The organism is Curtobacterium sp. AC273, from assembly GCF_979253735.1.
Window position 1 is genome coordinate 230,301 of record NZ_CEEDDU010000009.1, and the last position, 24,007, is coordinate 254,307.

Sequence of the window (24,007 nt, forward strand, 5' to 3'; positions counted from 1 at the left end):
GCGGCGAGGATCGCGGCCACGTCGACGTCGCCCTGGCCGGCCGGGGTCTGGTTCTCGAAGGCACGCTGGAGTGCCTCGGGCACGATGAGGGCGCTCTCGGACGAGGGCAGCGCGGTGCGGATGTCACCGTCGACCTTGCCGTCCTTGACGTGGATCGCGACGACCCGGTCGCCGAGGCCCTTCAGGACCGCGGGAGCGTCGGCGCCGCCGACGGTCGCCCAGAAGGTGTCGACCTCGAGGACGGTCTCGGGTGAGAGCTGCGACACGAACAGGTCGTAGACGGTACGGCCGTCGACCTTGTTCGTGAACTCCACACTGGTGGTTGTGGTACCCGAACTTCAGCCCGCGCGAGGCGGCCTCGGCGGTGAGCTCGTTGACGCGCTCGGCGATCTTCGCGACGTCGTCGGCGGTCTGCCAGCGGTCGGTCGGGATGAACGGGTCGATGACGGTCTGGATCCGGAGTCGCTCGGCGGCGTCCCAGATCGGGGCGGTGTCGTCGGCGTCGATCACGGCGACGTGGCCGGACGGGGCCTTCAGGCCGGTGGCGGCGAAGGCGCGCTCGAGGTCGGCTGCACGCTCGACGAACGCGTAGGGCTCGACGTTCTCGTAGCCGATCTCACGGACGCGGGCGATGGCCTTGTCGAGGTCTTCGGCGACGGCGTCGCGCAGCGAGTACAGCTGCACAGAGGTGGTGGGCATTGCGAGAGGCTCCTTCGGTCCTGACTGGGTGTCGCGGCCCGTCGAGGAGCGATGCTCCGCGGCGAGATCGGGTACGACGCTACCCCCGAAGCCACCCGGTGTGTAGTTTTAGTCACATGACGACTCCGTCGGTCGACGTGGACCGCAGCCAGCTCGCCGGATGGCGGAACGCCGTCATCACCGCCTTCGCGATCGGCGGGGTGAGCCTGGCTGCCTGGGGCCCACGTCTCCCCGAGCTCCGCGTCGAACTCGGCGTGGACGTCGGAACGATCGGGCTCATGCTCGGCCTGGTCACGATCGGGTCGATCGGTGGTCTGCTCAGCGCGGCACCGCTCCTCCGCCGGCTCGGCAGCCGACGCGCGCTCACCGCGGTCGTCGTGCTGGTGCCCGCAGCGATCAGCGTCATCGGCACCGCGGCCGCCCTGCACTCCGCGCCGCTGGCGTCGGTCGGGTTCGTGATCGCCGGCGCCGGCATCGGTGCGCTGGACGTGATGGCGAACGTCGAGGGCACGGCCATCGAGGTGCTCGCGGGACGCACGCTGCTCCCGCTCATGCACGCCGCCTGGTCGGGAGGCGCGGCCCTCGGCGCCGGGATCGCCGCCCTCTGCGCGTGGCTGGGCATCACCCCGTCGGCCCAGCTCCTCGGGGAGGCCGTCGTCATCCTCGTGGTCGGGGTCGTCGCGATGCGCGGCATCCCGGACGGCAGCCGTGCCGAGGCGCCCGACACCACGCTCAGCCGCGGGCAGCGCCTCGCGACAGTGGGCACGCGGGTGGGCGGACGTGCGACTCCTGCTCATCGGCGTCGTGATGCTCGGCGTCGAACTCGGTGAGGGCTCCGCGAACAACTGGCTCGCCCTCGCGGCCACCGACGGCCACGGGCAGACCGCGGCGGTGGGCGCGCTGTTCTTCACCGCCTTCGCGGTCTCCGAAGCGGCCACGCGCGTGTTCGCCGGACCGGTCGTCGACCGACTCGGCCGGGTCGCCACCATCCGCTGGACGACCGCCCTCGGCATCGTCGGTGTGGTCCTCTTCATCGTCGGGGACAGCTGGTGGCTGACGCTGATCGGTGTGGTGCTCTGGGCGGTCGGGGTCTCGATGGGCTTCCCCCTCGGCATGTCGGCCGCGGCCCAGAGCGGCCCGAACCCGGCCGCGCGCGTGAGCGTGGTGGCGTCGATCGGCTACTTCGCGAACTTCGCAGGTCCTCCCGTCGTCGGCGCGATCGCCGAACACGTCGGCGCACTGAGCGCGCTCTGGCTGGTCGCCGTCCTGTTCGTCGCGGCCTTCGCGGCGTCGGGTTCGCTGCGTCCGGTCACCGGACGGGACTGACGACGGCCTGGAGGCGCGTGACCGGCCCGCCCCGCGCCTCCAGGCTGCCGTGTGGTCACCTCGGTAGCGTGAGCAGATGCTCGACGCCGCCTCGCTGACCTTCGAACCACCCGCCGGACCCGTCACCGGCGTCGTCGACGGGAGCGTCGTCCGCGCCCTCGGGATCCCGTACGCGCGCGCCGATCGGTTCGCGCCACCGGAGCCGATGCCGACGTTCACCGAGCCGTACCCGGCGACCTCGCCGTCGCCCGTCGCGCCGCAGCCGACGGCGCTGTTCGTCGACCAGCTGCTCCGGCCGGTCGAGGGCCTCGTCGTCGACGAGCACTGCCAGCAGCTGTCGATCACCGCGCCGGCCGACGTGCAGCCCGGCGAACGCCTGCCCGTCATGGTCTGGATCCACGGCGGCTCGTACGTCATCGGCGGCGGCGACCTGCCGATCTACGATGCGCGCGACCTCGTGACCGAACAGCGCGTCGTGTTCGTGTCGGTGACCTTCCGGCTCGGCATCCTCGGGTTCCTCGGCGACGGGGAGTCCGTCCCCGCGAACCTCGGACTGCTCGACCTGGCGGAGTCCCTCCGCTGGGTGCAGCGGAACATCGCGGCGTTCGGCGGCGACCCGGACCTCGTCACCGTGTTCGGACAGTCCGCCGGCGGGGACGCGGCCGCGCACCTCATGATCAGCGAGGGGACGGCCGGGCTCTTCCGCCGCGCGATCATCCAGAGCGCACCGCTCGGACTCTCGCGGGGTCGGGCGCGGATGAACCGGGCGATGACGAAGGCGATCGGGGTCGTGCACCCGGCCACCCCGCTCGACGAGCTGCTCGAACGACAGGCCGTCGCCACGAAGGCGGCCGCTCCGTACGGCCTGGCCGGCGGGATGCCGTTCGGCACGCAGTACGGCCACGCGCCGCTGCCCGCGGAACGCGACCTCGACCGTGCGTGGAGCGCGGTCGCGCCGGACGTCGACGTCCTGATCGGCTCCGGCTCCGACGAGACGGGGATGTACGTCCCGCTCGTCCCGGTCCTCCGTTCGGTCGCCAAGCTCCGCGCGGTGCGCCCGCTCCTGCGCTGGCTGGTCGTCCGCCCGTTGTCCGAGGTGATCTACGGACGCGACGCCCGACGGTTCGCGGAGCGACTACCGTGCGGCGGGTGGTCGGGCGACCGCGTACCGACTGCACCGGGGCGTCACGACGAAGCCGACCGGAGCCGTGCACATGAGCGACCTGCCGCTGCTGCTCGGCGGCCGCGAGGCCTGGGCCGGCACCCGGTTCGTGCCGGAGCGGGACTGGCCCGAGGTCGAACGGCGCGGCCGGGCCTTCCGCGCGATCTGGGCCGAGTTCGCGCGCACCGGCCGGGTCACCGCCGAGGACGACGAGACGCTGGCGTTCGACCGCGGCTGACGGTCCGGCCCGGACGCCCCAGAACAGGCGGCTCGCGGGGCGGGCGTGCGGGCCGGAGAATCGACGGCATGTCCGAGTCCGATGCCGATCTGCGCGCCCGCGTCGTCACGGGCGCCATCGAGGCGTACCGCGCATCCGACTTCCACACCGTCGGTCCGGCCGAGGTCGCCGCGCACGCGGAGGTCACCGAGGCCGACGTCCACCGGGCGTACCCGTCGTGGGAGCTCCTCGTCGTGGCCGTGATGGACCGGTGGAACAACGGCAGCCGACGAGCCCTGTGGGTCGTGGCCGAACGCTCCGGCACCGTCGCGTACCTGCGCGCCCGGCTCGAGGCGGGCCTCGACGAACCGGCGCTCGTCCGGCTCCGGACCGCGCTGCTCAGCGCCGCGTCGAACCCCGAGCACCCCGCCGCCGGGTGGTTCCGCGGCCAGTACACGAGCTCGTTCGACGACATCACCCTCGCGCTCGTGCGGGACGTGGTCGCCGGACGGGAGCCCCGGGGGACCTCACCCCGGCACGCGGCCGAGCAGCTCGTCGCCCTGTACGAGGGACTCCAGCTGCAGTCGATGGTCCGCGACGACACCGACCCGCTGGCCGGCTTCGACCGCGCCGTCACGCGGATGCGCGTCGGCTGGGCGGCTGCCGCTGCCGCAACGCCCACGACGGGATCCGTCACGACGCTGTCCTGACCACGGCCGCAGCGACCGGGCGTGTCCGGCGCGGCTGAGTCGTTCGGGACGGCCTTGCTGGCATGGTCGGCGGATGGAGTACACGGACTACGACACCCGGCTCGCCGCCTACGGCGTGATCACTCGAGGGTGACCGCGTGCTCCTCGCGAAGCTCCGGTTCCCCGAGGCGGGCACCTGGACGCTGCCGGGCGGCGGTGTCGAGTTCGACGAGTCCGTCGAGCAGGCCGTGGTGCGCGAGATCCGGGAGGAGACCGGCTTCGAGGCCTCGGTCGGTGCGCTCCTCGGCGTCCGCCACCACATCGTGCCCGCCGAGCGTCGCATCCACGCCAACGGGCGCCCGATGAAGGCGGTGCAGGTCGTCTTCCGGGCTGCCATCACCGGCGGATCGCTGCGGTCGGAGCTCGACGGGTCGACGGACGAGGCCGCCTGGATGCCCATCCCGGACCTGCCCCACCACCGGCACGGTCTGATCGTCCCGATCGCCCTCGGCTGGGCTGGCGCGCTCACCCGCTGACGCTCACCCGGCGAGCAGACCCACGAACGGCGCCGGGAGGAGTGCGTGCGCGCGGTCGACCTGGTCGGCAGCGGCCGTTGCGTCGTGCTCGGCATCGTCGGAGCTCCGGAGCTCCGGTTTCCCGCGATGTCGGATCCGGACGGCAGAAGCCGGGGATCGCGGTCCGGATCCGACATCGCGACGAAGTGCTGTCGTCGCCCGTGACGTCCGGTGCCGGGAGCCCCGTCGGTCGGCTCTGCCAGGATGAAGGCGTGACCGCGCCCGAGATGTCCGTCGACGAAGCGGTCGCCCGCGCGGTCGGACTCGCCGGCAGCGGCCGTCGCGTCGTGCTCGGCATCCTCGGAGCACCGGGCGCCGGCAAGTCCACCCTCGCCCGACGGATCGTGGTCGCGGTGGACGACGCCCTCGGCGCCGGGACGGCGGTGCAGGTGCCGATGGACGGCTTCCACCTGTCGAACGCCGCCCTCGACGCGCTCGGCCGCCACGACCGCAAGGGCGCGATCGACACCTTCGACGCCGACGGCTACGTCGCCCTGGTGCGCCGGCTCGTCGACGGAGCACCCGACGGGCCGGTCGACGGAGCACCCCACGGGCCGGTCGTCTGGGCGCCCGACTTCGACCGCCGCGTCGACGAGCCCGTCGCCGGCAGTATCCCCGTCCCGCCGTCGGCCCGGTTGGTCGTGTCCGAGGGCAACTACCTGCTCGACGAGACGGCCCCGTGGTCGGCGCTCCCGGACCTCTTCACCGAGACGTGGTTCTGCGCCGTCGACGACACGATCCGCGTCGACCGACTCGTCGGCCGCCACATGCGACACGGACGCGACCACGAGGCGGCCCGCCGCTGGGCGGTGGAGGTCGACGGCGTGGAACGCGGCGAGGGTCGCGCGCACGGTGATCCGTGCCTCCAGGACGGTCCGGACGTGACCACACGTCCGGTGGACCCGACAGATCAGGAGCGACCATGACCATCGCACTCACCGGCGCGACCGGCAACATCGGCGGGGCCGTCGCACGCGCGCTCGCCGCGGACGGCGTGCCGTTCCGCATGATCGTGCGGGACGCGTCGCGCGCTCCGGAGCTCCCCGGAACGGAGGTCGCGGTGGCGACCTTCGCCGACGCCGAGGCGAGCCGGGCGGCGCTCGAGGGTGTCGACGTGCTGCTGATGGTCTCCGGCGCCGAGGCCGAGGACCGTCTCGCGCAGCACCGCACCTTCGTCGGCGCGGCGGCCACCGCCGGCGTGCAGCACGTCGTGTACACGTCCTTCACGGGCGCCGCGGCCGACGCGACCTTCACGCTCGGCCGCGACCACTGGGCGACGGAGGAGGCGATCCGCGCCACGTCGATGGCGCACACGTTCCTGCGGGACGCCTTCTACCTGGACTTCGTCGAGGACCTGGTCGGCGAGGACGGGGTCATCCGCGGACCGGCGGGCGACGGGGCGATGGCGGCGGTCGCGCGCGCCGACGTCGCGCGCGTCGCGACCGAGGTGCTCCGGAACCCGACAGCCCACCTCGACCGGACGTACGAGCTGACCGGCCCCGCGGCGATCACCCTCGAGCAGGCGGCGGCGATCGTGTCCGAGGTGCGCGGCCGGACCGTCACCTACCACCCGGAGACCCTCGACGAGGCGTACGCGTCGCGCGCGCAGTGGAACCCCGAACCGTGGCAGGCGGACGCGTGGGTGAGCACCTACACGGCGATCGCCGAAGGTGCGCTCGCGCGGGTCTCCGGCGACGTCGAGCGGGTGACCGGGCGTCGGCCGCTGTCCCTGCGCGAGGTGCTCGAGCAGGGCTGACGAGCGACCGGCGCTACGACACCCGACGCGCGGCGAACGTGCCGACGACGCCGAGGACCAGCACCGCGCCGAGGACGACGAGCAGCGGCGCCGTCCAGTCCCCCGGTCGCTCCGTGCAGCGACCCGGCGACGAGCGGTCCCGCCGAGCCGAGCAGGTAGCCGCCGCCCTGCACGAACGCCGACATCCGCCGTGCGTCCGCGTCGCTCGAGACGATCCGGACGATCACGATGAAGATCACCGTGATGCCGCCGCCCTGGGCTGCTCCGCCGAGCACCGACCACAGGAGCCAGAGCTGCGGGGCGAAGAGCAGTCCGAGCGGCATCGCGAGCCAGAGGAACGCGACGAGGGCGATGATCGCGCGTGGGCGCCACTTCGCGGCCAGGATCGGCACCCCGAGCGCCCCGACGACGGCGAGGATCTGGAACACCGACGAGCTCGCGCCGGACGACGCCTTCGAGAAGCCGATCTCGTCGTGCAGGAGCGTCGGGATCCACGCGGTGAGCGCGTAGTACGAGAAGGCCTGCCCGCCGAACGCCAGCGTGAGGCCCCAGGTGATGAGGCGGCGTGCCGGACGAACGGGCTCCGATGCGACCTGCGCGGCCTGCGCGGCACGGACGGTCCGGATCGCTCCGGTGTCGAGCACCTGGTCGATCGGTCCGGTCACGGGGAGCGGTTCCTCGGCGGCGGCGCGGCTCGGGCGCATCCAGGCGGCTCGTGCTCCGACCGCGGACGTCCACGCGACGCCGGCGATGAGGGCGAACACCGCCCAGACCGCGATCGCGACCGGCCAGCCCCACGCGGCGGCGATCGGTGCGGTGCCGAGCGAGGTGATCATCGACCCGACGTTGAGCGCCGACGTGTAGACGCCGGTGACCAGGCCGACGCGTTCCGGCGAGGTGTCCCGGCGGATCACCACCGGGATCACCACGTTGCCGATCGTGATGCCGATGCCGATGACCGCGGTGCCGATCAGCAGCGCGGCGGCCGAGGGCATCGACCGGACGACCGTGCCGACGAGCACGATGACGAGCGACAGGGAGACGGCGCGTTCGGGGTCGGCCTTCGCGATCACCCAGCTGGCGAACGGCGTCGCGAGGGCGAAGCACAGCACGGGGATGGTCGTCAGCAGGCCGGCGATCGTGGCGGTCAGACCGAGGTCGGCCCGGACGTCGCCGATCACCGGAGCCGTCGCGACGATCGGCCCGCGGAAGTTCAGCGCGATGAGGACGATGGCGGCGGGCAGGAACCACGCGGCACCGCGCAGGCCCGTCGAGACGGTGCGGGTCACGGCAGCAGGATCGGCAGCAGGTCGAGCGGTGTCGCCGCGGTGGCGATCGTGCCCGCTGCCTCGGCCGGGGAGCCGTAGCCCCACTCGGCGAAGACGACCGGCACGCCGTGCACCGTGGCGCCCTCGACGTCGTGCAGCCGGTCCCCGACGAGGACCGGACGCGAGATGTCGAAACCGCGGGCGTCGAGGCGCTTCAGGGCCTCTTCGACGACGTCGGCCTTCGAGCTCCGGACCTCGTCGTCGCTCGCCCCGGTGATGATGTCGATGTCGCCGGTGAGCCCGTAGTGCTCGAGGATGTACGTCGCCGGGGTCTCGGGCTTGCTCGTCGCGGTGGAGATCGGCAGACCGGCCTGGTGCAGCGTCCGCAGCACGACGTCGATCCCCGGGAACATCTCGGAGTCGAGCGCACCGTGCGAGAAGTAGTGCTCGCGGTAGACGGCGAGGGTGTGCTCGGCCTGCTGCTCGTCCATGCCCATGGCCGTCTTGAACGTGTCCATGATCGGCGGACCGACGAACGACATCAGGGTGTCGTGGTCGGGCACCGGCACGCCGACCTTGCGGAACGTGTACGTGAGGCTCTCGAGGATGCCCGGAGCGGAATCGCTGATGGTGCCGTCGAGGTCGAAGAGGATGGCGCTGAACGGGCTGGTCATGTCCTCCCCACCCTATCTGCGCGGTGCCGAGCCGACGTGGCGGAGTCGACCCGCGCCTCCAGGCCCGCCCTCAGAACAGGCGGGTGTGTCCGCCCTCGATGCCGCGCATCGCGTCGTAGTCGAGCACCAGGACGCGGATGCCGCGGTCCTCGGCGAGGGTGCGCGCCTGCGGCGCGACCGTCTGCGCGGCCAGCACGCCCTGCACCGGACGGAGCAGGGGGTCGCGGTTCATCAGCTCGAGGTACCGGGTCAGCTGCTCGACCGCGTCGATGTTGGCGTTGCGCTTCATCTCGACCGCGACGCTCGCCCCGGCGTCGTCGCGCGCCAGGATGTCGACCGGACCGATGGCCGTCATGTACTCGCGGCGCACCAGGGTGTGCCCGTCGCCGAGCAGCTCGATCTGCTCGGCCAGGAGCTGCTGCAGGTGCGCCTCGACCCCGTCCTTGACCAGGCCCGGGTCGACGCCGAGGTCGTGGGTCTCGTCGGACACCACCTCGTACAGCGACACGATGAGCTTGTCCTGCGTCTTCTTCTGCGTGACCGTCCACACCTGCGTGATGCCGGCGCTCGACTGCTCGTCGTCCGGCTCGGTGATCTCGATCGAGCACGGCGGGCTCATCCAGTTGAGCGGCTTGTAGCTGCCGCCGTCGGAGTGCACGAGCAGCGAACCGTCGGCCTTCAGCATGAGGAGACGGGTGGCGAGCGGCAGATGGGCCGACAGCCGACCGGCGTAGTCGACGGAGCAGCGGGCGATGACGAGACGCACGCCGGGAAGCCTACCTGCGGTCGGCGGCGCGGTCGGCCTGGAGGCGCGGCTCGCCTCCGGCACCCGTGTCGCGTCCCCGTCGGGTCGGCCTGGCGGCGGCGCCGGTCTCACGAGCGGCTCCGGACGCCAGTCCGGCCGCGATGATGAAGACGAACACGACGAGCAGTGCACCGAGGAGCCCGATCTGCTCCCCGAGGAACCCGATGATCGGCGGGCCGGCGAGGAACGCCACGTAGCCGATCGTCGCGACCGCGCTGACCTTCAGCGCGGCGGTGCGCGGGTCGTCGGCCGCGGCGGACATCCCCATCGGGAACCCGAGGCTGGCGCCGAGGCCCCAGAGCACGACGCCCACGATCGCGAGCGGCACGTTGTCGATGAAGATGAGCATGCCGAGGCCGACCACCGCGACGGCGGCGCTGATCCGCAGGATCGGGACCCGGCCGAACTTGTCGATGAGCGGGCTGCCGGCGACGCGACCGACGGTCATCGCCGCCAGGAAGACGGTGAGCACGGCGGCGCCCGCGGCGTTGTCGAGCCCGTGGCCGTCGATCATCGCGAGCGGCAGCCAGTCGTTCGCGGAGCCCTCGGCCAGCGCCATGCCGAGCACGATCACGCCGATGAGGATCGTGGACGGCTGCGCCCACACCTGCCAGCGGGTGACCTGCGTCGGCACCGGGCTGGTGTCCGTGGCGATGTGCTCGGCATCGGCGAAGCGGTGCTCGTCCTGGAACGCTCGGACGGCGACGAGCATGGCGGCGCTGGTGACGACCACGAGGACGATGAAGTGCCACGCCACCGGGATCTCGAGGGCCTCCGCCAGGGCTCCCAGGCCGGCCCCGGCGAGCGTGCCGAGGCTGAACGCGGCGTGGAACAGGGGCATGATCGTGCGCCCGCCGGCCTTCTCCGCCGCGGCGCCGGAGACGTTCATCGACACATCGCACAGGCCATTGCCGAACCCGAACGCGATGAGGGCGATCCAGATGGCTGCGAAGCCCCAGCCGAGCGTCACCGCGATGCCGGCGAACACCATGCCGACCGCCAGGCATGCGGCAGCCACCTGCACGCCCCGACGGGCGCCGAGCTTCGCGACGATGTGCCCGGCGAAGGTCAGCCCGCCGATGGAGCCGACCGCCATGCCGAGCACGAGCAGGCCCATCTCGAAGGTGCTCGCACCGAGGGCGTCGCGGACGCTCGGGATCCGGCCGAGCCAGGTCGCGATGTCGAGCCCGGAGAGCGTGAACACGACGAACACCGCGATGATCCAGGCCCGTGTCCTCGGGGTGGTGCGGGCGGACGTCGTCGTCATGCTGATCCCATCGTGCTGTGCGTGTCGTTCGGTGGTCGAATCGATTCGACCGTTCGTTCCGGTTACGCTAACGGGCGATGGACGAACCGGCAACAGGACCCGGCGCGTCGCCTTCCCGCGGCGGCGTCGCACGTCCGTCGCGCCCGACCCTGGCCGCGGTCGCCCGTGCTGCTGGTGTCGCGCCGTCGACGGCCTCGCTCGCCTTCAGCGGTCTCGGCCCGGTGTCCGAGGACGCCAAGGCCCGAGTCCTCGCCGCCGCCGCCGAGCTCGGGTACGGCGGCCCCGATCCCCGTGCTCGTTCCCTGCGCCGCGGTCGCTCCGGCGTCATCGGTGTGGTGATGGACGAGCGTCTGAGTGACGCCTTCCGTGACCCGGTCAACGTCCTGACGCTCGACGGCATCGCCGAGGTCGCCGGTGCTGCCGGTGTCTCGTTGCTGCTCGTCCGCAGTCCGCTCGACGACGAGCACGGCGCCGGTCCCATCGTCGACGCCCCGATGGACGCCGTCGTGCTCGTCGGGTGCAACGTCCGGATCGACCCCGCTGTCGCTGTCCTCCGACGTCGGCAGATCCCGGTCGTCGCGATCGAGGCGGACGAGATCGAGGGCGCCGTGCCGATCCACCTCGACAACCGCGAGGCCTCGCGCCGAGCCGCCGCCTACCTGCGCGACCTCGGGCACACCGCGGTGATCATCGTCGCGCTCCCGTTCGATGCCGCGCGGCGCTCGGGGCCGGTCGACGCCGAACGTGAAGCCGCCGGTGTCGCCCACACCACGCTCGAACGCCTTCGTGGCGTGCGCGGCGTCTACCCGGACGCCGTCGCGATCGAGACCGCGGGGAGTTCGGTGGAAGAGGGTCGTCTCGCCGGCACGGAGCTCTTCGCACCGGACGGCCCGCGCCCCACCGCCGTCATCGCGCAGAGCGACCTGATCGCCGTCGGGGTGATCTCGGCCGCGCTCGACGCCGGGCTGCGGGTACCCGAGGACGTGAGCGTCGTCGGGTTCGACGGCATCACGGTGGACGGCAGCCTGCTCCACCGGACGCCGATCCGGCAGCTCACGACGCTGGTGCAGCCGTTCGAGCAGAAGGGCCGCGCTGCCGCTCGTGCCGCGCTCGCAATGCTCGAGGGGGACGAGCCGGTGCCTGCGGCGTTCCGGTCCGAGCTGCGGATCGGGGACACGACGGGGCCGGTGCGCGACGCGGAGTCCCGCTGACTCCTGGGCTTGCGAGACATCGACCTGGGTGGGCAGGACCGGAACTCGCTCACCGGTATTGTGTATTTCAGCGGTCAACGACAAGATGTTGGTCATCCGGCGAGGGGCGTCGGATGCCGAAGGAGATCACAATGACGTTGTTCACCGCTCTTCCGATCACGAGGACTTCGATCGCCGCCGTTCTCGCGGCCGGCATGCTCGCTTCGATGCTCGCTGCAGCGCCGGCGCGGGCAGCGTCCGCGCCGCCGCCAGCAGCAACGGCGCACATCGCTGAGGACCTGGGTCTGCACGCCACAGAGCTGGCGCAGGGTCTCGAGTTCATCGACCGGATCCCCGAATCCGTCCTGCTCGCCGGGGACGCGGCGTTGCGAGCGTGGCTCGTGGCGAACCACCCGGAGGTCCTGCGGGAGTCCAGAGCAGACCTTGTCGGGTGCGCCGGCGCAATCGCTTGGCTCATCGCGTCGACGGCGATCCCGGCGGCGAAGATCCTGAAGATCAAGAAGCTGATCGACGGCCTCGGCGGAGTGGCCAAGGCCGTGAAGCTGTTCTGGGGTGCGTCCTTCAAATGGGAGAAGATCCAGGCGCTGGGCGGGGCTGCGGCGGCCCTGGGCGCGGAGCTGCTCGGCATCGCCGCAGTCAAGCAGAAGTGCTTCTCGTGAAGCCGTACCGCCCCGCGATCGTGACGATCTGCGGGCTGACGGCAGCCATCGTCGCCTTCGGCCTGTTCGGTCCGGTCTACGCGGGGATCATCGCCCTGGCGACGCTCTGCTCTGTCGCCTTCGACACCAGGATCATCGGGAACGCGTCGATCGGAGCGGTCGGCGATGTGGACACCACGGAGGTCCGGCGCTACCGCGAAGAGCACCCCGGAGCGACCATCACCGAAGGGATCGTCAGTGTCGCCCGTCGGTAGGCCGTCCTGAGCTGACCGACAACCCGGGACCCCGGAATCGCTCGTGCCGATCGAGAAGCGTTTCCGGGGTTCCGCTCCGAAGGTGTGGCTCTCGGTGCACGTGGGCTCGACGATTCGCCGACCGGTTCCGTCACCGCACCAACGCCTGTTCCACTTCCGTCACCGCGCCAACGCCTGTTCCACCCACCCGCGCCGGTGCGCCCGCACCCCGAGCGTCACCGCCCGGACCCCGATGTACCCGAGGGCGAACGCCGCCCACAGCCCCGCGAGCGTCCCACCGGCCCACCAGAGCAGCGGTAGGTAGACGACGAGGTTCACACCGCCGGCGATGGCCAGGTACCGCGCGTCCCCGGCACCGATCAGCACTCCGTCGAGCACGAAGACGTACCCGGCGACCGGCATCCCGACGGCGATGAGCACCAGCACGACGGGCAGGGCGTCCCGCACTGCCTGCGAGTCCGAGAACACCGGCCCGAGCACCCCGCTCACGGCCAGGGTCAGCACCCCGAGCAGCACACCGCCGGCGATCCCGAGCAGCACGAGCCGTCGCGTCACCAGTCGCACCCGCTCCGGGTCACGTCCGCCGAGTCCGTGTCCGACGAGCGCCTGCCCGGCGATCGCCAGGGCGTCGAGCGCGAACGCCAGCGTCGAGAACACCGTCAGCCCGACCTGCGTCGTCGCCAGCCCGGTGGTCCCCAGCCCGGCAGCGGCCCCGACGGTCGCGAGCATCGCGATCCGCAGCGACGCGGTCCGCAGGAACAGCCAGGCCCCCGACCGCAGGGCCCCGGCGACGCCCGAGGCGCCGGGTCGCAGCGGCGCCCCCGACGACCGAGCGGCCCGCACCGCGATGCGCACGTAGACGACGGCCATCGCCCACTGCACGATGACGGTGCCGGCGGCGAGATCCCTCGACGCCCCAGCCGGCGCCGTAGATCAGGACGGCGTTGAGCAACCCGTTCGCGACGAACCCGATGGTCGCGACGACGAGCGGGGTCTTCGTGTCCTGCAGCCCACGCAGCAGTCCGGTCGAGGCGGTCACCACCAGGATGCCGGGCAGCCCGATCAGCGAGATGGTCAGGTACGCGGTGGCCGCGGCCGACACCTCGGCCGAGGCGCCGAACAGGTCGACGAGCGGCCCGGCGAGCGGCCACCCGACCAGCGCCAGCACCACCCCCAGCACGAGCGCGAGCCACATCCCGTCGATGCCCGCGTGCACGGCTCCGCGACGGTCGCCACCACCGAGCGCCCGTGCCACGGCCGGGGTCGTCGAGTACGCCAGGAACACCAGCAGCCCGGTCACCGTCGACAGCACGGCGCTCGCGAGCCCGACGGCCGCCAGCGGCGTCGCCCCGAGGTGCCCGACGAGCGCGGTGTCGGTCAGCAGGAACAGCGGCTCGACCACGAGCGCTCCGAGCGCGGGCACCGCCAGCCGCACGATGTCGCGGTCGACCGCGCGCCGCTCAGCGGTCACAGCGGGTCGCGTCGGTCGGTGCACCGACCCATTCTGTCGGCGATGCCGACCCGTCGTCGCCGGGCGGGGTGGGCGCGACCTCGTGACGGACTGGAGGCCCGTGGCGGCGCCGCCGCGGGCCTCCAGTCCGGTGGTCCCACGTCGTCAGGCCGGACGCGCGTTCGCCCGACCGGTCGCGTCAGTCGGCGCGCGGTTCCGCGGGGACGGCGCCGGTGGCGGCGTGTGCGGGGTCGGCGACCTCGGTCGAGGGCTCGTCGGTGCCGCGTGCCCGGCCGATGACATCCATCACGTGGAAGACGACGATCGCGGCGATCGTGCCGACGATGATGCCGCCGAAGCTCGCCTGGCCGAACGTGAACGTGAAGTCCGCGATGCCGATGATCAGGGCGATGCCGGCCGTCAGCTGGTTCTTCGGCTTCGAGAAGTCGACGCGGTTCTCGACCCAGATCCGGATGCCGATGACGCCGATCAGGCCGTACAGCGCAGTGGTGGCGCCGCCGAGCACGCCGGCCGGCACCGAGGAGATGACGGCGCCGATCTTCGGCGACAGGCCGAGCAGGACGGCCGCGATGGCGGCGACCCAGTAGGCGGCGGTCGAGAAGACGCGGGTGGCCGCCATCACGCCGATGTTCTCGCCGTAGGTGGTGGTGGCGGACCCGCCGCCGACACCGGCCAGCACGGTCGAGACGCCGTCGGCGAAGAGGGCCCGGCCGGTGAGCGGCGTGAGGTCACGACCGGTGAGTTGCCCGACGCCCTTGACGTGGCCGACGTTCTCGGCGACGAGCGCGAGGACCACCGGCACGAAGGCCAGGTAGATCGCGATCTGACCCGGATCGAAGGCAGGGGCGGTGAACTCGGGCAGACCGATCCACTTCGCCTCGCCGACCTTCGAGAAGTCCACCTGCCCGCCGATGAGTGCCGCGACGTACCCGATCAGCACGCCGATGACGATCGACAGCCGACCGATCAGCCCCTTGAACAGGACGGTGACGAGGATGATCGCCGCCAGGGTGATCACCGCGACGACGGGGGCCTTCGTGAAGTTGTCCCGCGCGGCCGGCGCGGGGTTGAAGCCGATCAGGGCCACGATCGCGCCGGAGACCACCGGGGGCATCAACCGGTCGATCCACCCGGCGCCCGCCAGGTGCACGACGAGTCCGACGATCGCGAGCAGTGCGCCGACGACGATGATGCCGGACAGGGCGAGCGGGATGCCGCCGATCTTGGTCGCCGCACCGATCGGGGCGATGAACGCGAACGACGAGCCGAGGTAGCTCGGCAGGCGGTTGCCCGTGATGAGCAGGAACAGGATCGTGCCGATGCCGCTGAACAGCAGCGTCGTCGACGGCGGGAACCCGGTCAGCAGCGGCACCAGGAACGTGGCGCCGAACATCGCGACCACGTGCTGCACGCCGAGCCCGATCGTCCGCGGCCAGGTGAGCCGTTCGTCCGGTGCCACGATCGTCGTCGCCGAGACGGTCTTGCCGTCCCCGTGCAGCTTCCACGGAAGTCCCATGCGACGACCGTACCGGCACACCAGCGCGGGTGACGGCACCTGGTGACACGGCTTCCGACACTGGTATACGGTGTGTGGAGTGCTACCGGAGGAGTCCCATGCGCGAGCCGTCCCACCCCGTCCGATCGGGCCGTCGCGCCCTGGCGACCGTCGCGGTCGCCGCCCGTCGCACTGTCGCCACTCGCCGCGGCCTCTGTCGCCGTGGCGGCACCTCCGTCCTCGTCGGTGGCATCCTCGTCGGCGACGTCCGCGCCGGGGAAGGCGAACCCCACCGCCGACTTCACCGCGGGGGTGCGCTCGATCGACCACGGTCTGGGCATCGTCACCGTGGGCGGCACCGGCCCGGTCGGCGGGAGCATCGGCATCGCCGGTGACGGTGTGGAGACGACGTGGACCGAGGCCGGTCCGGGCGGCTCGTGGACGGCTGCGATCCGCGTCGGGCGGGGTGAACGGGTCGTGCGCGTGACGTCGCAGGTCTCCGGATCCGTGATCGACCTGCCGGTGGAGCTCCTGACGCTGACGCCGCCGAGCATGCGGGCCACCGTCGACGGCATCGGACGCACGATCCGCATCGACGGCGACGGGCACCCGAAGGCGCACCTCGTCGTCAAGGACAACGGCACGACCGTGGGCGAGACCGACGCGGACGCCGACGGACGGTGGTCCGTCTCGCTCCGCGCACTCTCGTTCGGGCAGCACCACGTCGAGGCCTTCCAGTACTTCGACGGCACGCAGAACGGCGGCGTCGACGAGGTCTACACGATCTCCGGCGCGGCGGTCGTCACGGAAGCGGCGGCATCGCGCGAGACCGAACGCGTGGCGCTCGCCGGCCGTGCCCCCGCCGGCACGACCCTGCGCTTCTCCGACCAGGACGGCCCGGTGCTGGACGCCGACGGACACCCGCTGGCGGTCACCGCCGGGCCGGACACCCACTGGCACGCGCAGGTGCCGTTCCCGCTCACCGCGCGGTTCCACGAGATCACCGTCACGACGTACGACGGTTCCGTCGCGCTCGGCACGACCCAGGCACGGGTGACGGTGCCGATCGCGCTCACCGGGCACGCCGAGACCCTCCCGGACGGCTCCGTGAAGCTCTCCGGCACCGGCGAGGCCGGCGGCGTGGTCGCACTCGAGGACGACCACGGTGATCCGGTCACGGGCGCGGACGGCCACCCGATCGCCACCACGACCACGCACGGTTGGGAGCTCGTCGTCCCGCGCGCGGGTCCTGCCCGCCGACGTCGTGGTCGCACGGCAGCGGATCGACGGCGTCGAGCAGGGAGCCGTCCGCCTGGTGCTGCCGAAGCTGCCGGTCCGTCCCGCGCCCGACCCCGTCGACGTCCCGGACGCGGGGGTGTCCGTCGGCACGCACCCGGCCGCGCAGCACATCGCCGCCGGACGGATCAGTGTCGGGGCGACGAAGCAGCTCGCGTACACCGGCGACGACCCCAGCCTGCCGCTCGGCGTCGGCGCCACGCTCCTCGCGCTCGGGCTCACCGGGCTCGGCGCAGCCCGGTTCCTCCGACGCCGCGGAGCGCACCGCCGCTGACACCCTCGATCAGGGTGGCGGTGGCTATCGTGGACCGCATGACCGACGTCGCACGCACCTCCGGCATCCACACCGACGAGCTGGACGCCGAGGTCCGCCCGCAGGACGACCTGTACCGCCACGTGAACGGCTCCTGGATCGACGCCACACCGATCCCGGACGACAAGGCGCGGTACGGCTCGTTCACGGTGCTGGCCGAGGCCGCCGAGCTCGCCGTGCAGGACATCATCGAGCGCTCGCAGCAGGCGGCCCCGGGGACCGAGGAGCGGAAGGTCGGCGACCTCTTCACCTCGTTCACCGACGAGGAACGGCTCGAGGCCCTCGGCACCGCGCCGATCGAGCCCCTGCTCGCCGACATCACCGCGATCGAGTCCGTCGACGAGGTCGTCCGGATGGTCGGCCGCTTCGAGCGCATCGGCCTGCCGAGCTTCCTGCAACTCTTCGTCGACAACGACCCGGGCGACCCGGAGTCCTACGTCGTCTTCCTCGAGCAGTCCGGCCTCGGCCTGCCCGACGAGTCGTACTACCGCGAGGAGCGCTTCGCCGACATCCGGACGAAGTACCGCGAGTTCGTCGCCGCGATGTTCCCGCTCGCCGGGTTCGCCGACGGCGGTGAGCGCACCGACAACGTGATCGCCCTCGAGACCGCGCTCGCCGCCCGGCACTGGGACAACGTACGACCCGCGACAGCCAGAAGACCTACAACAAGCTGTCCTGGGCCGAGGTGGCGGCGCTCGCCGTGGACGTCCACCTGCAGCACTGGTGGGAGTCGATCGACGCCCCGCTGGTGCCTTCCAGACGGTCGTCGTGCGCGAGCCGTCCTTCATCACCGGGCTGTCCGAGCTGCTCCACGGCGAACCGCTCGAGATGTGGAAGGACTGGCTCCGCTGGCAGGTCATCCGCGGATCCGCGGCCTACCTGACGAGCACGTTCTCGGCCACCAACTTCTCGTTCTACGGCACCGCCCTCACCGGTGCGCCCAAGCAGCGCGAGCGCTGGAAGCGCGGCGTCTCCCTCGTCGAGGGTGCGATGGGCGAGGCCGTCGGGCGCATCTACGTGCAGGAGCACTTCGACGAGACCTCGAAGGCGACGATGGACGACCTCGTCGCCAACCTCGTCGAGGCGTACCGGCAGAGCATCACCGCGCTCGACTGGATGACCGACGAGACCCGTGCGCGTGCGCTCGACAAGCTCGACAAGTTCACGCCGAAGATCGGCTACCCGGTGAAGTGGCGCGACTACTCGGCGCTGCCGGTGTCCCCGGACGACCTCATCGGCAACGTCCGGGCCGTCGCGAGCTTCCAGGTCGACCGCGAGCTCGGCAAGATCGGCAAGCCGATCGACCGCGACGAGTGGTTCATGACCCCGCAGACGATCAACGCGTACTACAACCCGGGGTTCAACGAGATCGTGTTCCCCGCGGCCATCCTGCCAGTTCCCGTTCTTCGACGCCGGCCGTGACGCCGCCGCGAACTACGGGGCGATCGGCGCCGTCATCGGGCACGAGATCGGGCACGGCTTCGACGACCAGGGTTCGCAGTACGACGGCGACGGCCGGCTGCAGAACTGGTGGACCGAGGCGGACCGTGCCGCGTTCGAGGAGCGCACCAAGGCCCTCATCGCCCAGTACGACGCGCTCGTGCCGACGGAGGTGCCGGACGGCCACGTGAACGGTGCCCTCACCATCGGTGAGAACATCGGCGACCTCGGCGGCCTCTCGATCGCCTGGAAGGCGTACCTGCTCTCGCTCGAGGGCCAGGAGCCGCCGGTGGTCGACGGCCTGACCGGTGCCGAGCGGTTCTTCCTGAGCTGGGCACAGGCCTGGCGGATGGCGATCCGTCCGGAGGAAGCCGCGCGCCTGCTCAGCATCGACCCGCACTCGCCGAACGAGTTCCGCTGCAACCAGGTGGTCCGCAACATCGACGGCTTCTACGACACCTTCAGCGTGACCGAGGGGGACGCGATGTACCTCGACCCGGCCGAGCGCGTCGCGATCTGGTGATGACCGAGCCCGACGCGGCTCCGTCGGAGCCGGGAGCGGCTCGACGGTCGCGTCGACGACAGCACGCCGGCGGCGCCGGCGGTCGTCCGCACGGTCGCCACCGCGGAGGTGCGGACGACCACTTCGCCGCCACCCTGGAGGCGCTGGGCACGCTGGCCGAGGGACGGTGCGTCCGTCAGTGCCTCCGTCATCGACACCTCGACCGGCAAGGCCCTGCTCGCCGTCGACGACACCCTCGTCCAGCCCGTGGCGAGCCTCGGACGGGTGCTGCTGCTCGTCGAGGTCGCCGCGCGACTGGAGGACGGTGGCCTGCACGGCGATCGGCTGCCAGGCGGATGGCCCGGGACACCGCGACCGGTGCCGGGCTGTAGCAGTTCCTGCAGGAACCGACGATGCAGGTGCCCGACCTCGCGACGCTGGTCGGGGCGAACGCCGACGCCTGGGCGACCAACGCGCTGCTGTCGACGGTCGGGATCGACGCGGTCCGCGAGCGTGCCGAGTCGCTGGGGATCGAGCGCACTCGCCCTCATCGACCGGGTGCGCGACCGCCGCGGGCCGGACGACGCGCCGGACACGTCGGTCGCGCCGACGGGCGAGCTCAGCTGGCTGATGCGCGGGCTCGCGCTCGGCGAGGTCGTCGACGAGGCGGTCTCGAACCGGGTGCTCGGCTGGCTGTCGCTCGCGAGTGACCTGAGCCTCGTCGCCGGTGCCTTCGGGCTCGACCGCTGGCGCACCGCGCGCTCGACCACGGGCTGCTAGGTCGTCTCGGTGACGGGGTCGAGCACGGGCGTGGCGAGCCGAGGCGGGCATCCTCCGGGGGCCTGGGTCGTCCGTGAGCTACGCGGTGACGGTGACGTTCGACGACGCCTCGCTGCAGCGCCGGCTCGCGGTCATCGAAGCGCTGCGGACCATGGGCACCGAGGTGCTCGAGGCCGTGCACGCTCCCGCCCGACGCTGAGTCGAGAGCGCTGCGTCAGCGGGCGACCCGACCACCGATCAGGGTGTCCACCCACGCGTCGAAGCGCTCGCGGAGCAGCCGCGCGGTCGATCTCCGGGCGTCCGATCCCGGCGTAGTTCGGCGCCCACGTCTCCACGTACGTGTCGGCACGGGCCGCGGCGACGACGTCCCAGGCGTGCACGTCACGGACCCGGCGGCCGGATGCTCCCTCGTAGGCCGCGAGGAACCGCTCGGCGGCCTCGGGAGCCCCGAGGAGCACGAGGTCCTGCCGGCACCAGGCGAGGTCCACGCCACGCGGTGCCGAGCGGGCGCCCGACTAGTCCACGACGCCGGTGAGCCGGTCGCCGTCCCAGACGGTGTTCCCGCTCCAGAAGTCACCGTGGGTGAGCACGCGGTCGAGGTCGGCCTCGCGCCACGCCTCCTGCGCGACGGCAGCCAGGCGACCGGCGCGGTTCGTCGGCTCGCGGTCCTCGTCCGGCAGCCCGGCCGGGTCCGGCCGGTGGATCGCCGCGAGGGCGACACCGAGCTGTTCGCCGATGACGACCGGGTCGAGGGTCGGTGCGGGTGCCGCGCCGGGGACGGCCTCGGTCACGATGACCCCGTGACCGTCCAGGTCGCCGTAGAGCCAGCTCGGCCGGTGCGAGTCGACCGAGGGGACCGAGCCGGGCGAGCACCGCCAGTTCGCGGGCGACCGAGTCGTCGCCGCGCGGGAACATCCGCACCACGACGCGCTCGGCGTCGGCGGCGGCGAGCAGCGTCCGGGCGTGCTGTCCGCCGGTGAGTTCGCGGACCAGGGTCAGCGGCCGTCCGAGCAGGCGTGCGGCGGCGTCGACGAGGTCCGGGGTGGTGGGCTGGGACACGGCGACGAGCGGTACTGTCACCGGCGACCCTGAGTCCTGACCCGACGCCGCCGGCGATGTCGAGTCGGCAGCCTGACCCTCGGGCACGAACCCCTGCACCGTCAGCGCGGACACGTCCGTCGAGCGGCAGGCCGTGTACTCGGTGGCGGCCACGAACAGCGACTGCTTCGACCCGGGCGGGTAGACGCGGAACCCGTCGGGGGAGACCGGGTCGCACTGCCCGGCCGGGTAGTTCTGCGCGTTCGTGATCTGCAGCGGCGCGACGGCCTGCTGCCCGGCGGCGAGCGTCACGGTGGGGTGTGCCGAGGCCCGGTCCTGCTTCGCCGCGTTGCCGAGCTGGGTGCCGTCGGTGTCCCCGACGAAGGAGACCCCGGCCAGCCCTGCAGCGTGCAGGTCGCCTGCCGGTGTTCCGCAGGACGAGGTGGACGTACGTGCTCCCGGCGGCACCGCCGCTGCCGGCCTCGATGCTGCCCGCGAGCGACGTCGCGGCGCACGTGCTGCCGCCACCGCCGGAGGCCGAGGGCGCGCTGGCGGGTGACGACGCCGACGGGGGGGGGGGGGGGGGGGGGGGGGGGGGGGGGGGGGGCTGCCGGGCTCGACGCCGTGGAGGACGCCTCGGACGAGGGCGATGCCGTGACCGTCTCGGTGGCCGTCGCCGTCGCCGTCGCGGTCGGGGTGCCGTCCGCACCCGACGAACAGCCGGCGAGCAGGGCCGCGGCGACGATGCCGGTGCCGAGCAGGACGGAGATCCGCCGTGCGTTGTTGCATGATCCAACGCAATCACCGCCCCGGGGTACACGACTCGGCCGACGTCCAGCCGTCACGAGCACACTCCGGTGCACGCGCGCGAGGCGCTCGGGCAGCGAGGTCGACACGGCAGAGCAAGCACGAACAGGCACGCGGCGACGAGGGCCGGTCGGACGGCGTCGAGCCCCGCGCCGGAGCCTTCACGGACAGCGAGATCCCCGGCGAGACCCCTGCGGGTACGAACGAGCCCGCCGGTGAGTTCGTCTCGAGCGACATCCCCGGTGAGGTCCGTCCGGACGGCGGCGACGGCGAGGGCGAGTACGTCGAGTCGGACATCCCGGGCGAGGTGGAACCCACCCCCGACGGCGAGGTCGGCCACTACACGGACCGCGACCAGGCCTGATCGCTAGTCGATGAGCTCCGCCGCCACCAGGCGGCGGGCGGTCTCCACGCCCGCCGGCGGGCACCGGTCCGCATCCGCGGAGGTGACCCACTCGACCTCGTCCACCTCGGCCGAGGCGACGGGCGTGGCGGAGTCCAGCGTGCCTCCAGGCCGGACCAGGAACAGCGCCATCGCGACCATCGTTCCGGGGGCCTGCCCGTGGGCGGGCTCGGTGACCGTGCCGAACGCGTCGACGTCGTCGGCCGTCAGCCTGCAGCCCGGTCTCCTCGTGGGCCTCGCGGATCGCGGCCTCGACGTCGGTCTCGTGCGGCTCCGCCTTGCCGCCGGGCAGGTAGAGGACGTCACGTGCTCGCGCGCGCACCATCAGGACACGTCGGTCACGCACCAGCAGCAGCGCGCTGACGCGCAGGGTGGGTGGGACGGCCGGGAGGCTCAGCTCGCGTCCGCCTCGTCGGCCCGGTCCGTGACGGACCGTTCGGGCGCGGTGCGCTCCGCGAGCACGGCACGACGGGCGCGGGCAGCTCAGCCTCCAGCTCGGGACGCACGCCGAAGACCGCGTCGAGCGCGCCGACGAACTCCTCGCCGCGACCCGCACGGCCGAGCTCACGAGCGCGGACGGACGGTCGGTGCAGCAGGACGCCGACCAGGTGCCGGAGCGCACGCTCGGTCTGCTCGACGGACTCGCCGTCGGCGTCACCCACGGCGCTTCGCCCGGTCGATCTCGTCGTCGAGGATGTCGAAGACGTGCTTGCGGAAGGCCACGAGCGCCGGGGTGGTGGACTGCTCGAGGGCCTGGGCGCGGAACCGGGAGACCGCGTCGTCGACCATCGCGGCGAGCTTCGGACTCGGCGTTCAGCTCGGCGACCGGCGCGTGGATGCTGATGGTCTCGAGGTCGAGCAGCTCGACGCACGTCGATGTCGGCGGCGTCCGGCGCGACGTTGCGGGGGAGGCCGAGGTCGATGACGATGCGACGGACGCCGTCGTCGAGGTCGGCGAGGTCCGACGACGGGGACCTCGCTCGACGTGCAGGTGATGACGACGTCGCTCGTCGCGATCGCCTGACGGAGGTCGCGTGCGGCGACGAGGTCGTGCTTCGCGGCGAACCAGGGCGCGCGGCCCGGAGGGGAGAAGACCTGGATGTGCGCGGCGCCGCGGTCGCGGAGGGCGGCGATCGTCGGTGGCCGGCGTAGCCGCCGGTGCCGACGAGGAGCACGCGGGCCTGGCCCCAGTCGGTGATGCGGGACGACGCGAGCTCGAAGGCCGAGGCGCACGAGCGGGCGGCCGGCGGCACCGATCCGAGGTGCGAGGTCTTCACGCCGCGGAGGGTGTGCGCTGCCTCTTGGAAGAGAGCGCTCGAGGTCGGAGGTGGTGGTGCCGTTGGAGCGGGCGTCCTCGAGGGAACGGCCGGACCTGCCCGGAGATCTCGGTCTCGCCGACGACGACAGGGACTCGAGGCCGCTCGACACGGCGAAAGAGGTGCTGCACGAGGTCCTCGCCGTCGAGCACCTCGCACGGAGTCGATGACCTCGGCGTGGGTCGAGGTCGCTGGCGGCGGCGACGGCATCGACGGTGGCCGAGACGGCGGAGTCGCGGTCGTCGCCCGCGATGTCGAGGTAGGCCTCGAAGACGGTTGCACGTGGCGAGGACGGCCGGCTCCGTCCAACTTGTCGGAGTCCGTCACGAGACGAGCTCGCGGCGGTCGGTGCGCCGATGCTCAGTCGCTCCAGGAGGTCCGAAGCTTGGCGTTGCGGTGCGACGCCGTGAGACTGACCGAGCACGTCTTCCATGGTAACTCGCATCTGGCTCCGACTCACGTTCGCATCGTGCGTGCTCGGGATACGTCTCTGTTTGCCGATGCGGTAGAATCGTCCCGTGATCGACGCACCGACTACCGCCCTGCCCGCCTCGCACCTGCCTTTCTCGTCTCGGGCATGCACG

General features: G+C 72.4%; 25 protein-coding genes and 4 pseudogenes. 15 read left to right on the top strand and 14 right to left on the bottom strand.

Going from position 1 to position 24,007, the window contains the following annotated elements:
- Positions 1 to 123: 123 nt before the first annotated feature.
- Positions 124 to 699, bottom strand: a complete 576-nt coding sequence (locus tag ACZ8AI_RS16225; RefSeq protein WP_464859016.1) for a sugar phosphate isomerase/epimerase family protein — start codon at positions 697 to 699, stop codon at positions 124 to 126.
- A gap of 137 nt (positions 700 to 836) precedes the next feature.
- On the opposite strand from ACZ8AI_RS16225, the gene ACZ8AI_RS16230 reads away from it, so the two are divergent.
- From ACZ8AI_RS16230 to ACZ8AI_RS16255, 6 genes are all read left to right on the top strand, one after another.
- Positions 837 to 1,529 carry an MFS transporter gene (locus ACZ8AI_RS16230; RefSeq protein WP_464859017.1) on the top strand — a complete coding sequence of 231 codons (693 nt, stop codon included), beginning with the start codon at positions 837 to 839 and terminating at the stop codon, positions 1,527 to 1,529.
- Positions 1,480 to 2,025: an MFS transporter gene (locus ACZ8AI_RS16235; protein WP_464859018.1), complete on the top strand. Its 546-nt coding sequence runs from the start codon at positions 1,480 to 1,482 to the stop codon at positions 2,023 to 2,025. Before ACZ8AI_RS16230 ends, ACZ8AI_RS16235 begins: the two co-directional genes overlap by 50 nt.
- A gap of 76 nt (positions 2,026 to 2,101) precedes the next feature.
- Positions 2,102 to 4,114, top strand: a complete 2,013-nt coding sequence (locus ACZ8AI_RS16240) for a carboxylesterase family protein (protein ID WP_464859019.1) — start codon at positions 2,102 to 2,104, stop codon at positions 4,112 to 4,114.
- Positions 4,115 to 4,251: 137 nt separating this feature from the next.
- Positions 4,252 to 4,629, top strand: a complete 378-nt coding sequence (locus ACZ8AI_RS16245) for an NUDIX hydrolase (protein ID WP_464859020.1) — start codon at positions 4,252 to 4,254, stop codon at positions 4,627 to 4,629.
- A gap of 251 nt (positions 4,630 to 4,880) precedes the next feature.
- Positions 4,881 to 5,594: a nucleoside/nucleotide kinase family protein gene (locus tag ACZ8AI_RS16250; RefSeq protein WP_464859021.1), complete on the top strand. Its 714-nt coding sequence runs from the start codon at positions 4,881 to 4,883 to the stop codon at positions 5,592 to 5,594.
- Positions 5,591 to 6,424: an SDR family oxidoreductase gene (locus ACZ8AI_RS16255; protein WP_464859022.1), complete on the top strand. Its 834-nt coding sequence runs from the start codon at positions 5,591 to 5,593 to the stop codon at positions 6,422 to 6,424. The genes ACZ8AI_RS16250 and ACZ8AI_RS16255 overlap by 4 nt, the downstream gene beginning before the upstream one ends.
- Here the strand turns inward: ACZ8AI_RS16255 and ACZ8AI_RS16260 are convergent.
- The 4 genes from ACZ8AI_RS16260 to ACZ8AI_RS16275 all read right to left on the bottom strand — a co-directional run bounded on the left by ACZ8AI_RS16260 (position 6,319) and on the right by ACZ8AI_RS16275 (position 10,438).
- Positions 6,319 to 7,713 carry an MFS transporter gene (locus tag ACZ8AI_RS16260; protein ID WP_464859023.1) on the bottom strand — a complete coding sequence of 465 codons (1,395 nt, stop codon included), beginning with the start codon at positions 7,711 to 7,713 and terminating at the stop codon, positions 6,319 to 6,321. The two genes, ACZ8AI_RS16255 and ACZ8AI_RS16260, sit on opposite strands and share 106 nt — an antisense overlap.
- Positions 7,710 to 8,366, bottom strand: a complete 657-nt coding sequence (locus ACZ8AI_RS16265; protein WP_071291591.1) for an HAD hydrolase-like protein — start codon at positions 8,364 to 8,366, stop codon at positions 7,710 to 7,712. Before ACZ8AI_RS16265 ends, ACZ8AI_RS16260 begins: the two co-directional genes overlap by 4 nt.
- Before the next feature lie 70 nt (positions 8,367 to 8,436).
- A complete protein-coding gene (nucS, locus tag ACZ8AI_RS16270; protein ID WP_071291590.1) occupies positions 8,437 to 9,132 on the bottom strand; it encodes an endonuclease NucS in 696 nt (231 codons plus the stop codon).
- A gap of 10 nt (positions 9,133 to 9,142) precedes the next feature.
- The gene (locus ACZ8AI_RS16275) at positions 9,143 to 10,438 is read right to left on the bottom strand and encodes an MFS transporter (RefSeq protein ID WP_464859024.1); all 1,296 of its coding nucleotides are present in this window, start codon (positions 10,436 to 10,438) and stop codon (positions 9,143 to 9,145) included.
- 77 nt (positions 10,439 to 10,515) lie between these two features.
- Between ACZ8AI_RS16275 and ACZ8AI_RS16280 the strand changes: the two genes are divergently transcribed.
- The 3 genes from ACZ8AI_RS16280 to ACZ8AI_RS16290 all read left to right on the top strand — a co-directional run bounded on the left by ACZ8AI_RS16280 (position 10,516) and on the right by ACZ8AI_RS16290 (position 12,562).
- Positions 10,516 to 11,649, top strand: coding sequence for a substrate-binding domain-containing protein (locus ACZ8AI_RS16280; protein WP_464859025.1), 1,134 nt, complete (start codon positions 10,516 to 10,518; stop codon positions 11,647 to 11,649).
- A gap of 131 nt (positions 11,650 to 11,780) precedes the next feature.
- Positions 11,781 to 12,308 carry a hypothetical protein gene (locus tag ACZ8AI_RS16285; protein ID WP_464859026.1) on the top strand — a complete coding sequence of 176 codons (528 nt, stop codon included), beginning with the start codon at positions 11,781 to 11,783 and terminating at the stop codon, positions 12,306 to 12,308.
- Positions 12,305 to 12,562 carry a hypothetical protein gene (locus tag ACZ8AI_RS16290; protein WP_464859027.1) on the top strand — a complete coding sequence of 86 codons (258 nt, stop codon included), beginning with the start codon at positions 12,305 to 12,307 and terminating at the stop codon, positions 12,560 to 12,562. Before ACZ8AI_RS16285 ends, ACZ8AI_RS16290 begins: the two co-directional genes overlap by 4 nt.
- A gap of 159 nt (positions 12,563 to 12,721) precedes the next feature.
- Here ACZ8AI_RS16290 and ACZ8AI_RS16295 read toward each other — a convergent pair.
- Both ACZ8AI_RS16295 and ACZ8AI_RS16300 read right to left on the bottom strand, forming a co-directional pair.
- Positions 12,722 to 14,033, bottom strand: a pseudogene (locus tag ACZ8AI_RS16295) (MATE family efflux transporter).
- Between the two features lie 178 nt (positions 14,034 to 14,211).
- Entirely contained in the window at positions 14,212 to 15,549 is a 1,338-nt protein-coding gene (locus ACZ8AI_RS16300; protein WP_464859028.1) for a uracil-xanthine permease family protein, read from the bottom strand.
- Between the two features lie 1,587 nt (positions 15,550 to 17,136).
- On the opposite strand from ACZ8AI_RS16300, the pseudogene ACZ8AI_RS16305 reads away from it, so the two are divergent.
- The 4 genes and pseudogenes from ACZ8AI_RS16305 (at position 17,137) to ACZ8AI_RS16320 (ending at position 19,859) form a co-directional block, all read left to right on the top strand.
- A pseudogene (locus ACZ8AI_RS16305) lies at positions 17,137 to 19,100 on the top strand (M13 family metallopeptidase).
- The gene (locus tag ACZ8AI_RS16310) at positions 19,100 to 19,471 is read left to right on the top strand and encodes a hypothetical protein (protein WP_464859029.1); all 372 of its coding nucleotides are present in this window, start codon (positions 19,100 to 19,102) and stop codon (positions 19,469 to 19,471) included. Before ACZ8AI_RS16305 ends, ACZ8AI_RS16310 begins: the two are co-directional and overlap by 1 nt.
- Before the next feature lie 21 nt (positions 19,472 to 19,492).
- Positions 19,493 to 19,591 (top strand): annotated as a pseudogene (locus ACZ8AI_RS16315) (serine hydrolase); the annotation flags it as partial.
- A 1-nt stretch (position 19,592) separates the two neighbouring features.
- Positions 19,593 to 19,859: a hypothetical protein gene (locus ACZ8AI_RS16320; RefSeq protein ID WP_464859275.1), complete on the top strand. Its 267-nt coding sequence runs from the start codon at positions 19,593 to 19,595 to the stop codon at positions 19,857 to 19,859.
- 131 nt (positions 19,860 to 19,990) lie between these two features.
- Here ACZ8AI_RS16320 and ACZ8AI_RS16325 read toward each other — a convergent pair whose 3' ends face one another.
- The 3 genes from ACZ8AI_RS16325 to ACZ8AI_RS16335 are packed head-to-tail and all read right to left on the bottom strand — an operon-like array spanning position 19,991 to position 21,365.
- Positions 19,991 to 20,347, bottom strand: a complete 357-nt coding sequence (locus ACZ8AI_RS16325; RefSeq protein ID WP_464859030.1) for a hypothetical protein — start codon at positions 20,345 to 20,347, stop codon at positions 19,991 to 19,993.
- Positions 20,348 to 20,374: 27 nt separating this feature from the next.
- Complete coding sequence (locus ACZ8AI_RS16330; RefSeq protein ID WP_464859239.1) at positions 20,375 to 20,449, bottom strand: phosphotransferase; 75 nt, start codon at positions 20,447 to 20,449, stop codon at positions 20,375 to 20,377.
- Complete coding sequence (locus tag ACZ8AI_RS16335; protein ID WP_464859031.1) at positions 20,433 to 21,365, bottom strand: DUF4232 domain-containing protein; 933 nt, start codon at positions 21,363 to 21,365, stop codon at positions 20,433 to 20,435. Before ACZ8AI_RS16335 ends, ACZ8AI_RS16330 begins: the two co-directional genes overlap by 17 nt.
- Here ACZ8AI_RS16335 and ACZ8AI_RS16340 point away from each other — a divergent pair.
- Positions 21,350 to 21,688, top strand: coding sequence for a hypothetical protein (locus tag ACZ8AI_RS16340; RefSeq protein ID WP_464859032.1), 339 nt, complete (start codon positions 21,350 to 21,352; stop codon positions 21,686 to 21,688). The two genes, ACZ8AI_RS16335 and ACZ8AI_RS16340, sit on opposite strands and share 16 nt — an antisense overlap.
- Positions 21,685 to 22,068: a hypothetical protein gene (locus ACZ8AI_RS16345; RefSeq protein WP_464859276.1), complete on the top strand. Its 384-nt coding sequence runs from the start codon at positions 21,685 to 21,687 to the stop codon at positions 22,066 to 22,068. The genes ACZ8AI_RS16340 and ACZ8AI_RS16345 overlap by 4 nt, the downstream gene beginning before the upstream one ends.
- 295 nt (positions 22,069 to 22,363) lie before the next feature.
- On the opposite strand, the pseudogene ACZ8AI_RS16350 reads toward ACZ8AI_RS16345, so the two are convergent.
- From ACZ8AI_RS16350 to ACZ8AI_RS16365, 4 genes and pseudogenes are all read right to left on the bottom strand, one after another.
- Positions 22,364 to 22,432, bottom strand: a pseudogene (locus ACZ8AI_RS16350) (NTP pyrophosphohydrolase); the annotation flags it as partial.
- 13 nt (positions 22,433 to 22,445) lie between these two features.
- Positions 22,446 to 22,769: a hypothetical protein gene (locus ACZ8AI_RS16355; RefSeq protein ID WP_464859033.1), complete on the bottom strand. Its 324-nt coding sequence runs from the start codon at positions 22,767 to 22,769 to the stop codon at positions 22,446 to 22,448.
- Positions 22,762 to 22,896 carry a hypothetical protein gene (locus ACZ8AI_RS16360; protein WP_464859034.1) on the bottom strand — a complete coding sequence of 45 codons (135 nt, stop codon included), beginning with the start codon at positions 22,894 to 22,896 and terminating at the stop codon, positions 22,762 to 22,764. Before ACZ8AI_RS16360 ends, ACZ8AI_RS16355 begins: the two co-directional genes overlap by 8 nt.
- A 24-nt stretch (positions 22,897 to 22,920) precedes the next feature.
- Positions 22,921 to 23,847, bottom strand: coding sequence for a hypothetical protein (locus tag ACZ8AI_RS16365; RefSeq protein WP_464859035.1), 927 nt, complete (start codon positions 23,845 to 23,847; stop codon positions 22,921 to 22,923).
- Positions 23,848 to 24,007 lie beyond the last annotated feature (160 nt).

Coding starts and splice junctions, on each gene's coding strand:
- ACZ8AI_RS16345 (WP_464859276.1), top strand. CDS start 21,685: ATGATCCAACGCAATCACCGCCCCGGGGTACACGACTCGGCCGACGTC.
- ACZ8AI_RS16225 (WP_464859016.1), bottom strand. CDS start 699: ATGCCCACCACCTCTGTGCAGCTGTACTCGCTGCGCGACGCCGTCGCC.
- ACZ8AI_RS16280 (WP_464859025.1), top strand. CDS start 10,516: ATGGACGAACCGGCAACAGGACCCGGCGCGTCGCCTTCCCGCGGCGGC.
- ACZ8AI_RS16240 (WP_464859019.1), top strand. CDS start 2,102: ATGCTCGACGCCGCCTCGCTGACCTTCGAACCACCCGCCGGACCCGTC.
- ACZ8AI_RS16285 (WP_464859026.1), top strand. CDS start 11,781: ATGACGTTGTTCACCGCTCTTCCGATCACGAGGACTTCGATCGCCGCC.
- ACZ8AI_RS16265 (WP_071291591.1), bottom strand. CDS start 8,366: ATGACCAGCCCGTTCAGCGCCATCCTCTTCGACCTCGACGGCACCATC.
- ACZ8AI_RS16300 (WP_464859028.1), bottom strand. CDS start 15,549: ATGGGACTTCCGTGGAAGCTGCACGGGGACGGCAAGACCGTCTCGGCG.
- ACZ8AI_RS16360 (WP_464859034.1), bottom strand. CDS start 22,896: ATGGTCGACGACGCGGTCTCCCGGTTCCGCGCCCAGGCCCTCGAGCAG.
- ACZ8AI_RS16275 (WP_464859024.1), bottom strand. CDS start 10,438: ATGACGACGACGTCCGCCCGCACCACCCCGAGGACACGGGCCTGGATC.
- ACZ8AI_RS16310 (WP_464859029.1), top strand. CDS start 19,100: ATGACCGAGCCCGACGCGGCTCCGTCGGAGCCGGGAGCGGCTCGACGG.
- ACZ8AI_RS16255 (WP_464859022.1), top strand. CDS start 5,591: ATGACCATCGCACTCACCGGCGCGACCGGCAACATCGGCGGGGCCGTC.